Source organism: Stenotrophomonas maltophilia (assembly GCF_006970445.1).
GTDB lineage: Bacteria > Pseudomonadota > Gammaproteobacteria > Xanthomonadales > Xanthomonadaceae > Stenotrophomonas > Stenotrophomonas maltophilia_AU.
Genome location: NZ_CP033877.1, coordinates 2,662,376 through 2,674,150, shown reverse-complemented (window position 1 = coordinate 2,674,150; position 11,775 = coordinate 2,662,376). Strand labels below are relative to the sequence as shown.

12 protein-coding genes are annotated in these 11,775 nt (G+C 67.6%); 3 read left to right on the top strand and 9 right to left on the bottom strand.

From position 1 onward, the window contains the following. The first annotated feature begins 19 nt into the window (after nt 1–19). From EGM71_RS12285 to EGM71_RS12275, 3 genes are all read left to right on the top strand, one after another. Nucleotides 20–2,308 (top strand): Orn/Lys/Arg decarboxylase N-terminal domain-containing protein, encoded by a 2,289-nt coding sequence (locus EGM71_RS12285; protein ID WP_188485159.1) that lies wholly within the window; start codon nt 20–22, stop codon nt 2,306–2,308. A 28-nt stretch (nt 2,309–2,336) separates the two neighbouring features. Beyond that, nucleotides 2,337–3,239, top strand: a complete 903-nt coding sequence (locus EGM71_RS12280; protein ID WP_188485158.1) for a cation diffusion facilitator family transporter — start codon at nt 2,337–2,339, stop codon at nt 3,237–3,239. Nucleotides 3,240–3,386: 147 nt separating this feature from the next. After that, nucleotides 3,387–3,821: a RidA family protein gene (locus tag EGM71_RS12275; RefSeq protein WP_188485157.1), complete on the top strand. Its 435-nt coding sequence runs from the start codon at nt 3,387–3,389 to the stop codon at nt 3,819–3,821. On the opposite strand, the gene EGM71_RS12270 is transcribed toward EGM71_RS12275, so the two are convergent. From EGM71_RS12270 to EGM71_RS12230, 9 genes are all read right to left on the bottom strand, one after another. Continuing rightward, nucleotides 3,818–4,531 (bottom strand): energy transducer TonB family protein, encoded by a 714-nt coding sequence (locus EGM71_RS12270; RefSeq protein WP_188485156.1) that lies wholly within the window; start codon nt 4,529–4,531, stop codon nt 3,818–3,820. The genes EGM71_RS12275 and EGM71_RS12270 overlap by 4 nt on opposite strands. After that, nucleotides 4,524–5,324 carry a ChaN family lipoprotein gene (locus EGM71_RS12265; RefSeq protein ID WP_188485155.1) on the bottom strand — a complete coding sequence of 267 codons (801 nt, stop codon included), beginning with the start codon at nt 5,322–5,324 and terminating at the stop codon, nt 4,524–4,526. Before EGM71_RS12265 ends, EGM71_RS12270 begins: the two co-directional genes overlap by 8 nt. Continuing rightward, nucleotides 5,311–7,782 (bottom strand): TonB-dependent receptor, encoded by a 2,472-nt coding sequence (locus EGM71_RS12260; protein ID WP_188485154.1) that lies wholly within the window; start codon nt 7,780–7,782, stop codon nt 5,311–5,313. Before EGM71_RS12260 ends, EGM71_RS12265 begins: the two co-directional genes overlap by 14 nt. 64 nt (nt 7,783–7,846) lie before the next feature. Next, nucleotides 7,847–8,773: a FecR family protein gene (locus tag EGM71_RS12255; RefSeq protein WP_188485153.1), complete on the bottom strand. Its 927-nt coding sequence runs from the start codon at nt 8,771–8,773 to the stop codon at nt 7,847–7,849. Continuing rightward, nucleotides 8,770–9,279 carry an RNA polymerase sigma factor gene (locus tag EGM71_RS12250; protein ID WP_188485152.1) on the bottom strand — a complete coding sequence of 170 codons (510 nt, stop codon included), beginning with the start codon at nt 9,277–9,279 and terminating at the stop codon, nt 8,770–8,772. The genes EGM71_RS12255 and EGM71_RS12250 overlap by 4 nt, the downstream gene beginning before the upstream one ends. A gap of 122 nt (nt 9,280–9,401) precedes the next feature. After that, complete coding sequence (locus EGM71_RS12245; protein WP_188485151.1) at nt 9,402–9,908, bottom strand: hypothetical protein; 507 nt, start codon at nt 9,906–9,908, stop codon at nt 9,402–9,404. 108 nt (nt 9,909–10,016) lie between these two features. Continuing rightward, complete coding sequence (locus EGM71_RS12240; RefSeq protein ID WP_188485150.1) at nt 10,017–10,241, bottom strand: hypothetical protein; 225 nt, start codon at nt 10,239–10,241, stop codon at nt 10,017–10,019. Further along, a complete protein-coding gene (locus EGM71_RS12235) occupies nt 10,238–10,939 on the bottom strand; it encodes a glutamine amidotransferase (RefSeq protein ID WP_188485149.1) in 702 nt (233 codons plus the stop codon). Before EGM71_RS12235 ends, EGM71_RS12240 begins: the two co-directional genes overlap by 4 nt. Beyond that, nucleotides 10,936–11,709, bottom strand: a complete 774-nt coding sequence (locus EGM71_RS12230; protein ID WP_188485148.1) for a YggS family pyridoxal phosphate-dependent enzyme — start codon at nt 11,707–11,709, stop codon at nt 10,936–10,938. The genes EGM71_RS12235 and EGM71_RS12230 overlap by 4 nt, the downstream gene beginning before the upstream one ends. Nucleotides 11,710–11,775: the final 66 nt, after the last annotated feature.

Genomic DNA, 11,775 nt, shown 5'->3' with positions numbered 1-11,775 from the left:
TTAGACAAGGAGAATCAACGTGTACTTCAAGTCCCTGGACTATCCTGTCATTGTCATCGACAACGACTACGAGTCGCCGCGCATCGGTGGCATCCTGATCCGCGCCCTGGTGGAAGAGCTGCGCAGCAACGACCAGCGCGTGCTGTGCGGCCTGAACCTGGATGATGCCCGCGCCGGTGCCCGCACCTATGTGGCGGCCTCGGCGGTGCTGATCTCGATCGACGGCAGCGAAGAGGTGGATGGCGAGTTCCAGCGCCTGACTGCCTTCCTGCGCGAGCAGAGTGCGCGGCGCGCCAACCTGCCGGTGTTCCTGTACGGCGAGCGCCGCACCATCGAGAAGGTGCCGAGCAAGCTGCTCAAGTACATCCACGGCTTCATCTTCCTGTTTGAAGATACCAAGAGCTTCATCTCGCGGCAGGTGATGCGCGCGGCCGAAGACTACATGAAGAACCTGCTGCCGCCGTTCTTCAAGGCGCTGATCCATCATGCGGCCGAGTCGAACTATTCCTGGCATACGCCGGGCCACGCGGGCGGCGTGGCGTTCACCAAGTCGCCGGTCGGCCGTGCCTTCCATCAGTTCTACGGCGAGAACACCCTGCGCAGCGATCTGTCGATCTCGGTGCCGGAGCTGGGCTCGCTGCTCGACCACACCGGCCCGATCAAGGACGCCGAGAACGAAGCCGCGCGCAACTTCGGTGCCGACCATACCTTCTTCGTCACCAATGGCACCTCCACCGCCAACAAGATCGTCTGGCATGGCACGGTGGCCCGTGGCGATGTGGTGTTCGTCGACCGCAACTGCCACAAGTCGCTGCTGCACGCGCTGATCATGACCGGCGCGGTGCCGGTGTACTTCACTCCCAGCCGCAACGCGCACGGCATCATCGGCCCGATCAGCCTGGACCAGTTCACGCCGGAGTCGCTGCAGCAGCGCATCGCCGCCAACCCGCTGGCCAGCCAGGCCTACAAGGCCGGTTCCAAGCCGCGCATCGCGGTGGTCACCAACTCGACCTATGACGGCCTGTGCTACAACGCCGAGAAGATCGCCGACGAGATCGGCAGCGCGGTCGATTTCCTGCACTTCGACGAAGCGTGGTACGCCTACGCCGCGTTCCACCCGTTCTACGAGAACCACTACGGCATGGCCAAGGGCAAGCCGCGTGAGCAGGATGCGATCATTTTCACCACGCATTCCACCCACAAGCTGCTGGCGGCGTTCTCGCAGGCGTCGATGATCCACGTACGCAATTCTGCGCAGCGCAACCTGGATGCCGAGCGCTTCAACGAGTCGTTCATGATGCATACCTCGACCAGCCCGCACTACGGAGTGATCGCGGCCTGCGACGTGGCCTCGAAGATGATGGAGGGCGATGCTGGCCGCTCGCTGGTGCAGGAAATGCATGACGAGGCCATCGCCTTCCGCCGCGCGATGCTGCACGTCCGCGACGACCTGGGCCGCGACGACTGGTGGTTCAGCGTGTGGCAGCCCACCCAGGTCGAGCGCAGCCTGGACAAGGGCGATACGCCGGCACCGCTGGTGGCCAAGCGTGAGGAGTGGTACCTGCAGCCGGACGCCCACTGGCACGGCTTCGAGAACCTGGTTGACGACTACGTGCTGATCGATCCGATCAAGGTGACCCTGCTGACTCCGGGCCTGGCGATGGATGGCAGCATGGGCAAGCTGGGCATCCCGGCGGCGGTGCTGAGCAAGTTCCTGTGGGGCCGCGGCATCACCGTGGAGAAGACCAACCTGTACTCGGTGCTGTTCCTGTTCTCGATGGGCATCACCAAGGGCAAGTGGAGCACCCTGGTGACCGAGCTGATGGCGTTCAAGGAGCTGTACGACCGCAATGCGCCGCTGAGCCAGGCACTGCCGACCCTGGCTGCCGATTATCCGAATGCCTACGCCGGTTGGGGCCTGCGTGACCTGTGCGACGCGCTGCATGCGTTCAACCAGGAATTCGCCGTGGCCAAGGTGATGCGTGAGATGTACGTGGACCTGCCGACACCGGTGATGACCCCGGCCGATGCCTACAACCACCTGGTCAAGGGCGAGATCGAACGGGTCGACATCGAGCAGATCAGTGGCCGCATTGCGGCGACCATGCTGGTGCCGTACCCGCCGGGCATCCCGACCATCATGCCGGGCGAGCGTTTCGGTGACAGCGACGAGCCGATCACCCAGTCGCTGCGCATCGCCCGCGAGCAGAACGCCCGTTTCCCTGGCTTCGAGTCGGACGTGCACGGGCTCATCATCGAGCAGGAGGGGGATGTGGTTTCGTACAAGGTGGAGGTGCTGAAGGCCTGACCCGCAACGGTCGGCCCTTCGGCGAACGATGGAGACCGCGCGCGAGCAACGCATCCTGAAGTTCTCGATCGGGATCACCCTGGCGGTGAGCGCGGTCGGCTTCGGCGGTGGCCTGCTGGTGGGATCGCAGGCCATCCTGTTCGACGGCGTGTACAGCCTGGTCGACGTCGCCCTGACCCTGGTGTCGTTGTCGGTGCTGCGGCTGGTGGCGCGGGAGCAGAGCCCGCGCTTCCAGTACGGCTACTGGCACCTGGAGCCGATGGTCGAGGCGCTGGGCGGTGTGATCCTGTCGCTGGCCTGCGTGTATGCGCTGGCCAATGCTGTGATCGGCCTGACCACGGGCGGGCACGAAGTGAAATTCGGGCCCGCGCTGTGGTGGGCGGCGCTGCTGAGTGCCAGCAACCTGGCGATGGCGGCGTTCGTCGCGCAGCGGGCGCGGCACCTGCGCTCCGCCCTGTTGTGGCTGGACGTGCGCGGCTGGTTGCTGGGCGGGCTGATGAGCCTGGCGGTGGTGCTGGCATTCGTGTTGGCGCTGGCCCTGCACGGTGGTGAGTGGCACCACTGGGTGCCGTACCTGGATTCGATCGTGCTGGCGTTGATCAGCCTGGCGGTGCTGCCGGTGCCGGCGCGCAGCGCGTGGAAGGCCATGCGCGAAGTGCTGCAGGTGGCACCCGATGATCTGGACCGGCGCGTGCAGCAGGTGATGCAGGCGTTCGTGGCCGAGCGTGGCTATGCCGGTTTCACCAGCCACGTGGCGAAGATGGGGCGGATGCGCTTCATCGAGATCCATGTGCTGGCTGACCCGACCACGCCGCTGGGGTCGGTGGGCGAGGTCGATGCGATGCGCGATGAGATCGCGGTGCGGCTGGATGCCCGCGGCAGCACGTTCTGGCTGACCATCGATTTCACCGCAGACCCGGCGTGGACGTGACGTGGCTTCTGTAGCGTCGAGCCCAGCTCGGGTCTAAATGGCCGTGATCGTTGTGCGTGGCAGACCAGTCTGTTGCACCGGATCTGTTTGACCTAAACCAATGTTCAGGTCACAGACTGCCTCGCAACCCCCCTTGAGGCACGCGGCATGAACCTGTTGACCACCCCGGACCTCGGCCACGGCCTGCTGGAACTGTTCAATCCTGCGGGGCTTTACGACCCTTCGGCCAACGGCTACTCGCACGTGGCGGTGGTGCGCCTTCCCGCCCGGGTGATCCATATCGCCGGGCAGGGCGGTGAGGATGCCGATGGCCATCTCTCCCCCGGTTTCGAGGAACAGGTCGAGCAGGCACTGGACAACCTGCAGGTTGCATTGCGTTCGGCGCAGGCCAGCCTGGCCGATGTCGCACGGTTGCGCATCCTGGTGGTCGACCACGACGAGGACCGGCTGGGCATCATCGCCCGGCAGGTGCGGCGGCGTTGGCCGAACCGCGCGGCGCCGACCTGCACCCTGATTCCCGTGCCGCGGCTGGCGCTGGACGGCATGCTGTTCGAGATCGAGGCGGAGGCCTACGCCGGCTAGCGCAGGTAGTACTCCACTGGCACCACCAGTTCCTGCGGTGCCTTCATTTCCACGGGAATGGGCGGCAGCGGCTGCGCGCGGCGGAACGTCTGCAGCGCGGCATCGTCGAGCATCGGTTGGCCACTGGACTGTTCCAACCGCAGCGCCAGCAGGCGTCCCTCGCGATCGATGCTGGCCCTGACCCAGGCCGTCCCCTGCTGCCGGCGCGAGCGCGCGGCGGCGGGGTAGTAGCGGTAACGCTCCAGCCGCGCCATCAGGCGGGCTTCCCACTGGTCGCTGGCGGCGCCGGCCTGGAAGTCCGCCGGTGGTGCGTCGGGAGCGGGCGGCGCGGCCGTGATCGATGCCGGTGCGGGACTTGCATCGGTCACGGCCGCAGGCGGGGCGACCGGCAGGGCGTGCCGGCCAGGGCCACCGCGTTCGCTGGCAGCCACCTCGCCCTCGCGTGCGGCGGTGGGCTTCGGTGGAGGCGGCGACTTCGTCGGTTGCGATGCGCGCGCCTGCTGCGCCTGGCTCGGGGCGTCGGCCTGGCGTTCTTCCACTGGCTGGGGCGGCGTCGCCGGCGCCAGCAGGCGCAGGCTGATGCGCACGTCCTGCTCAGGCGGCGGCAGCAACGGTGGCGTGGCCACCCAGTGCACCAACAGCAGCAAGGGCAACAGGTGCAGGCCGATGCTGATGGCGATCGCCTGCCAGTGTTGGCCGCGCTCACTCATCGTCCAGCACCCATAGCAGGTCGGCGTCGGCCGCCTCGACGGCTTCACCCGGCGAGGCCAGTGCGATCACCAGCGCTGGTGTGTCCGCTGGCAGGTAGCCCGGCACGCCGGTGCCGCGCAGTACATGCCAGCGACCGGCCACCAGCAGCGCGGGTGCGGGTGCTGCGGTCAGCACCTGTGCCATGCGCGTGTCGCGGGCCTGTTGCACGGCCAGCATCCCTTCCAGCATCGGTGCTGCGTCCGCATGTTGGGCCAGCACCACGGCCGACAGGCGTTGCCGGGCAGCGGCCACCGGGAACCGCACTGCATCAGCGGACGCCAGGCGGGCATTGACCTCGGCGCGCGCGAGATTGCCGCCGAACAAGGGGATGCCGGCAGCGGTGGCGTCCTGCACCAGCCCGCCGTAGGCGGTCCACGGCCATCGTGTATCCCAGCCCAGCAGCTCCTGCAGGCGCGCACCGTCGGCATGGTTGCCCTTGGCCAGCCAGCGCTGCACCCGTTGCAGGCGTGGCTGGCGTTCGCTGGCAATCATCTCCAGCACCAGCGCGCCTTGTGGACGCTGCTGCTGCAGCACGTGCAGCAGCCAGCGCTGGGCGGCGTGGTCTCCGGCCAGGTCGTGGCGTTCGCCCAGCAGCAGTCGCGTGGCGTCCGCCGCGCGCTTCACGAACGCGGCTTCGTCCAGGTGCTGGCCACTGGCCAGGTCAATCACCGTGCCTGGCATTGGCTGCGCGCTGGCCATTGCGGCCAGCGCAAGCAGGTACAGCAGCAGCCAGCGACGGCTAGAACGCCACATTGACACCCATCGAGACGGTGCGGCCACGGCCGTTGCCGCGGTCCAGGATCGGGCTGAAGATGCTGTCGATCGAGGCATTGTTGTCATAGGCCTTGTTCTGCAGGTTTTCGATGTTCAGCCACAGCGTGGTGTTGGGCTGGGGCTTGAAGCTGGCGTAGAAGTCGAGCAGTACACCGGTACCGCCGGTCTTGCGTGTCTGGAAGAAGTCGTAGCCTTCTTCGGTGGGCCCGGAGTATTCGGCGCGCAGGCCGGCCTGCACGCGCTGCTGCCACCAGCGGCCGCCCACGTCCAGCGTCCAGTAGCGGTCGGGGAGGGCGGTGATGTCTTCCAGGTTGACGAACTCGATGGCAGGCGCACTGGTGCGCGAGCGGGTCCAGCTCAGCGTGGCGTGGTAGTGCTCGCTGGCGTAGTGCGCTTCCAGCTCGATACCGCGCATGCGTACCACGCCCGGGTGGTTCATCCAGCGCGTGGTGGTGCTGAAGTCGTCCACATCCAGTGCATCGGTCCAGGCAGTGAGCTGCGGATCGCTGTCGATCGGTACCACGAAGGGCTCCACTTCCGGCGGATGCACGATCAGCAGGTATTGCGGCTTGATGTAGTCGCGGATGCGGTTGTCGAAGCGGGTGACGCGCAGCTGCGCCAGATCACCGTCGGTCAGCAGCGAGTCGGTGCTGAGGTTGGCGCCGAACTGCAGGTTGCGCGAGCGCTCACGGCGCAGGAACGGGTTGGCGCCCACGCCGTCGGCATCGCTCATGCCTTCCAGCGGGATTTTCTCGAAGAACATCTCCTGCACGCGCGGCGGGCGCGATGTGCGCGAGGCTTCGGCGAACAGCTGCAGCCAGTCGGTGGCCTGCCACGAAACCGCCAGGCTGGGGCTGAGCGCGTGCTGGGTGCGGCGCACGTCGATGCCGCCGCCGTTGATCTCCGCGCACTGGCCGGGGACATCCGAGCACACCGGCACGTGGCCACGGATGCCATAGCGATCCTGGCGCAGGCCTGCGGTCAGCGCGTAGACGTCGTACTGCAGTTCCAGCGTGCTGAACACGCTGTCCAGCTGGCTGCGGCCCTGGGGGTTGGCGCCGCGCAGGGTGGGGGTGTCGGCTACATAGATGTCCGACTGGTGCTTGATGCCGGTGTTCCAGCGTGCCTGCAGCGCGCCGATGTCGAAGCGGCTGGTGTTGTCGAGGGTCCAGCTGCTGAGGCTGCTGTGGGTGCGGCGACCGATGTAGCTGGAATCCTCCACGGGCGGATAGAACAGCCGGGTCTTGTTGCTGGCAAAGGTCGCGCGCAGGTCGATCCACGGCGAATAGGGCGTGTAGTGGTAGCTGGCGCGCTGGTTGCGTGCGGAAATCTGCCACGGGTAGTTGTGGTAGAAGTCGTTTTCGTAACGCATGTGGCTCAGGTCGAGCCGATGCTGGTCGCTCGGCTGCAGGCGTGCTTTCAGCAGCCAGCTGCTGGGCTGTTGGCTGCCCGGGTCGGCGGTGTTCTTCTGCCCGCGCGCGGTGGCGTACTCGCTGCTGCGGCTGCTGCTGGCAGCGGCGAGCAGACCGAACTGGCGGTCGCCGCCCTCTTCGCTGTGACGCCAGGCACCGGCAAAGGTACGGCCATTGCCGTAGCCGTTGTTGCCATGACGGTAGCCCGCGCGCAGGCCCCAGTCACGACCTTCGCCAAGCAGATCGTCGATGTCGAGCGTGCGGAAATTGGCACTGCCGGCCAGCGTGCCGGCGCCATCACCTCCGGCGACCGCGCCGCGCTGCACGTCCACGCCGGCCAGCAGGAACGGATCGACATAGGCGAACGGCCCCCCTGAGCCATGGCCCGCGTTGTTGCGGAAGGTCTGGGTGACACCATCGATCATGGTGTTGACCCGGCCGGCGCCGGTCATGCCGCGGATGTTGACCTGCAGCCCAGGCTGGCTGCGCGAATGGAAACTGTGGGTACCGGGCATCGAGCGCAGCAGGCTGTTGCCGTCCTGGCGTTCGGCCATCGCCACGCGCTCGCTGCCGACCGCTGGCGCAAAGCCATCGCGGGTGGCCGGCACATACTGGCTGGCCCCTGCACCGGGAGAGTGACCCTGCGCGGTATCACCCTGTACGCGCAGCGGGCCGGTTCGACGGCTGCCATCTGAGGGGTCGGCCGGTGCCGGTTCCAGCGTGGCGCGGCGTGCGTCGATGAAGCGGGGGCGCAGGCCGCTGCCGACCAGCAGGCGCGACAGGGCCTGCGCATCGTCGAACTGTCCGCGCAGCGCCGGCGCGGTCTGGCCGCCCGGCAATGCTGCGCCGATCACCAGATCGACACCGGTCAGCCGGCTGTAGGCATCCAGCGCACTGGCCAGCGGCTGTGCAGGAAGATCGAAGTGGCGCGTGGCGGCCTGCGCGTGTGCGCTGGCAGGCAACAACGGAAGCGGACTGGCGCAGGCCAGTGACAGGGCGAGGACAAGGGGGCGGTGAAACAGCATCGGGGGCTCCAGGGGCTGACGCAGCGCGTCGTCATCCTGGGTAGACGCAGTGGCAGGGCCGATGTCAGGGTGCATCGCGATGTCCCCTGCGTGGCGGCAGCCAGACCTGCACCCCCGCGCCCAGGCGGAGCACGCGCACATGCAGCTGCGTGGCCAGCTGGTCGCGGCTGCGCGCCGCACCGTCTGCGCTGCCGAGCAGGGTGACCGGCTGCTGGCGCAGGTGCGCGCCGATGATCCAGGTATGGCCGCCATGCCAGCGATCCAGATCCTGGGTGACCTCGGCCAAGGGCGTGGAGACCCAATGCAGGCGACGTTCGCGCCAGGCCAGCGCACCGTAGCTGTCAGCCAGGCCGATGATCGGCGCCTGTCCATCGAAGCGCAGCTGCTGTCCTTCGATGGCCTGCTCACTGCGGGTGCCGCTGTCGACGCGGACGCGATGCTCGGTGACGGTGACCACGCTGTCGTTGTCCTGTACGGCAAGGTCGAAGGCCGTGCCGAGCGCGGTGACCTTGCCGTGCGTCGTATGCACCTGGAACGGGTGCTGCGCATCGGTGGCTACCTTGAACCAGGCCTGGCCGTGCTGCAGCTGCAGCTGGCGGCGCTGCGCATCGATGCGGACATGGACCTCGCTGCCGGGCGAGAGCAGCACGTGCGAGCCATCCGGCAGTACTTCTTCGCGGATCTCGCCTGCCGCCGTGCGCATCACCTGCGCGGCCGGTGGTGCGGCCTGGCGGGTATACAGACCCAACGCACAGAGCAGCAGCACGGCAGTACCGGCGTCGCGCAGGCGTCGGCGCTGCCGCTTGCGCTGGTGCCTCTGCAGGCTGGGCGTCGCATCACCCGCCTGCCAGAGCGCCTGCAGGTGCTGGTACTGTGCGGCGTGGCGCGCATCGGCGTGATACCACTGGTTGAACGCACGTTCGTCGCGGCCGCCGTCGTGGCCATCCAGCCACCAACGTGCGGCCTCGCGCGCGATGGCCTCCTGGCTCATGCGCCGGGTACCTGCTGCAGCGCCACCAGCGCACGCAGCAGATGGCCGTGCGCGGTCTGCCGGCTGATGCCCAGCTGGCGGCCGATCTCGGCCAGTGTCATCTGCTCCACCCGTGCCAGCAGGAACACCTGGCGCGAACGGGCAGGCAGCGCGGCAATGACAGCGTCGAGGTGGCGCAGCTGCTCGTTGTCGAGCAGGCGCTGCTCCGGCAGGGGGGCAGGATCGGCGATGGCGAGCAGCTGCGCGTCATCCAGGGCCTCTTCGCGCCGGCGTTGGCGCTGCCGGTAATGATCGGCGATCAGATTGTGGGCGACGCGATACAGGTAAGCGCGGCCATTGCTCAGCAGGCCACTGGCGGCGACTTTGACGACGCGCAGCCAGGTTTCCTGGACGACGTCATCGGCGTCGCTGCGTTGCGGGAGTTTGCGGCGGACATGGGCGTGCAGCGGCCGGTAATGGGCCGCGCACAGCTGCGCGACATCCGTCGGTTCGACAGGCGTGGACACGGGGCGGGCGACAACTGGGAAAGGGAACAGCCCGCGGCGGCAAGGGCAGCGGCTGCACCTTACAGCAAAAGAGAATCATTTGCATCTATGGGCGGGCGCAACACGCATGGCCGACCGCGGGGTCAGCGCGGACGATAATCGCAGTGGATCTGCAGGGCTTCGGTGGGGTTGTGATGCAGCTCGAAGCCGCAGTGCTGCAGGCTGCACTTCACCTGCGCGACTGCTTCGGCATGGCGGGCGACGCGACGATCCTGCCAGCGCGGCGGGGTGAACACGCCCAGTGGCAGCAGCCGCAGCCGCTTGCCATGCAGCACCAGCGAGACATCGATATGACGACCATCGATGTCGTGGCCGTTGGCGCCGAAGATGGCGTCGACCTCATCATGGCGTTGCGGATAGCAGGCCCGGAACACCGCGATGCCGAGCCAACGCACGCCACGACGGAAGCTGCCAAGGCGGCTGTGGCTGGGTTCGAAGCCGCGCGTGACCAGCAGGCGGAGCCCGGCAGGCAGCAGTGCTTGTGCGTCGCACAGGCGTTGCAGTACCTCTTCTTCCAGTTGGATGCGGGTGGAGGGCCAGCGCGGTGCGATGAGCAGTCCGTGGTGGCTGCCGCGTTGCAGGGTCAACATGGGTGAAGCTTCGCATGCGGGCGAACAGCCGGGGTAGTGCCGGCCGCTGGCCGGCAAACCTGTTCTCCGTCGGGTTCCGGCCAGCGGCCGGCATTACCGTGGCGATCGTCAGATGTCGCGGTACTGGATCTGCGAAGCGAGTACGCGCAGGCCATCGGCATTGCTGGACAGGATGCGTTCTTCGCCAACGCCCTTCTGCCGTTTCAGCTGGAAGCCCTGATCGGCAGGCAGCTGCGCGACCATGGCGTCCATGCGTTGCAGGGCGTCGGGGCCGCTGCAGTCGAAGTGGCCCCAGTAGGCGCCATCGCGGTGGATCTGCAACCGGTAGTTCATCGCGGTAGCTCCGGCAGGCCCTGCAGCCAGTGGTCGAACATCGCGGTGGCAGCCGCGGCCAATGGCGCGCCATAGCGACGTGCCTGTGCGCGAAGATCGTTCGGATCGATGCCGGCTTGCGCCAGTTCCAGTGTGTGACCGATCAGCCAGCGCTCGAACTGGCGCGCGTCCAGCTCCGGATGGCATTGCAGTGCCAACGCATGGTTGCCGATGGCGAAGGCCTGGTGGCGGCAGGCCGGCGTGCTGGCCAGGCGGCGTGCACCGGCCGGAAGTTCGAACGCCTCGCCATGCCAATGCAGTACCGGAATGCCCTGCAGTGCCTGCAGTGGCGAGCGCTGGCCGTCATCGGTGAGCAGCAGCGGCGCAAAGCCGATCTCCTTGCCGCCACTGGCGACGACGTCGGCACCGAGTGCACGCGCCATCAGCTGCGCGCCGAGGCAGATGCCCAGCGTGGGTCGCTGCTGCTGCAGCCGACGTTGCAGCAGCGCGATGCTGTCGTTGAGGAAGGGATAGAGATCTACGTCGTTGACGCTGACCGGACCGCCCAGCACGACCAGCAGGTCGGCGGCTTCGGCCGGATCGAGGGCGTCGACACCGGCCTGCAGCACCTGCAGCTGCCAGCCCTGCGCCAGCAGCAACGGTTGCAGGGTGCCGAGGTCTTCAAAGGCGACGTGTTGCAGGACGACCGCGCGCTTCATGCCGGGGCTCCGCTGTTCGGCCAGTAGAAGCTGTCCGGGGTGGCACGGGCACCGAAGATGGCCTGGCCGACGCGGACCACGGTGGCGCCTTCCTCGATGGCCACTTCGAAGTCGCCGGACATGCCCATCGACAGCTGCGACAGGTCGATGCCGGGAGGTGCAGTGCGCTGCAGCTGGTCGCGCAGTTCGCGCAGGCGCACGAAGCAGGCGCGCACGTGCTCGACCTCCGGGGTGAAGATGGCCAGGGTCATCAGGCCGCGCACGCGCAGCCGGTCGAATGCGGGAAGCTGCTGCACGAAGGCTTCGACGGCTTCCGGTTCCAGCCCGTACTTGCTGGGTTCGGCCGAGGTGTTGACCTGCACGAATACATCCAGGGTGCGGTCTTCCAGCTGCAGGCGCTGCTGCAGTGCTTCGGCCACGCGCAGGCTGTCCAGCGCCTGGAACTCGCTGGCGAAGCGCGCCACGTAGCGCGCCTTGTTGGTCTGCAGATGCCCGATCACCGACCAGTGCACGCCCAGATCGGCCATCGTCTCGGCCTTGCGTTGCGCCTCCTGCACCTTGTTCTCGCCCAGCTCGCGGCAACCGGCGGCCACCGCCATGCGGATGCGGGCGTCATCGACGGTCTTGCTGACCGGCAGCAGGCGCACGCTGGCCGGGTCACGGCCGACGCGGGCGCAGGCATCGGCGATGCGTTGGCGCACCGTGACAAGGTTGGCGGCGATCTGTTCAACGGACTGGGCGACGGGCCAGTCGGCAGCGGCAAGGGGCATGCGGGCACCTCCAATGCAGGGTGGCCAGGGTGGGATACACTGGCACAGGACAAGAGATATTTTGGC

Bases quoted from the DNA above. Each gene is read 5' to 3' on its own strand.
- EGM71_RS12280 (WP_188485158.1), top strand. From the start codon at position 2,337: ATGGAGACCGCGCGCGAGCAACGCATCCTGAAGTTCTCGATCGGGATC.
- EGM71_RS12275 (WP_188485157.1), top strand. From the start codon at position 3,387: ATGAACCTGTTGACCACCCCGGACCTCGGCCACGGCCTGCTGGAACTG.
- EGM71_RS12270 (WP_188485156.1), bottom strand. From the start codon at position 4,531: ATGAGTGAGCGCGGCCAACACTGGCAGGCGATCGCCATCAGCATCGGC.
- EGM71_RS12265 (WP_188485155.1), bottom strand. From the start codon at position 5,324: ATGTGGCGTTCTAGCCGTCGCTGGCTGCTGCTGTACCTGCTTGCGCTG.
- EGM71_RS12260 (WP_188485154.1), bottom strand. From the start codon at position 7,782: ATGCTGTTTCACCGCCCCCTTGTCCTCGCCCTGTCACTGGCCTGCGCC.
- EGM71_RS12255 (WP_188485153.1), bottom strand. From the start codon at position 8,773: ATGAGCCAGGAGGCCATCGCGCGCGAGGCCGCACGTTGGTGGCTGGAT.
- EGM71_RS12245 (WP_188485151.1), bottom strand. From the start codon at position 9,908: ATGTTGACCCTGCAACGCGGCAGCCACCACGGACTGCTCATCGCACCG.
- EGM71_RS12240 (WP_188485150.1), bottom strand. From the start codon at position 10,241: ATGAACTACCGGTTGCAGATCCACCGCGATGGCGCCTACTGGGGCCAC.
- EGM71_RS12235 (WP_188485149.1), bottom strand. From the start codon at position 10,939: ATGAAGCGCGCGGTCGTCCTGCAACACGTCGCCTTTGAAGACCTCGGC.
- EGM71_RS12230 (WP_188485148.1), bottom strand. From the start codon at position 11,709: ATGCCCCTTGCCGCTGCCGACTGGCCCGTCGCCCAGTCCGTTGAACAG.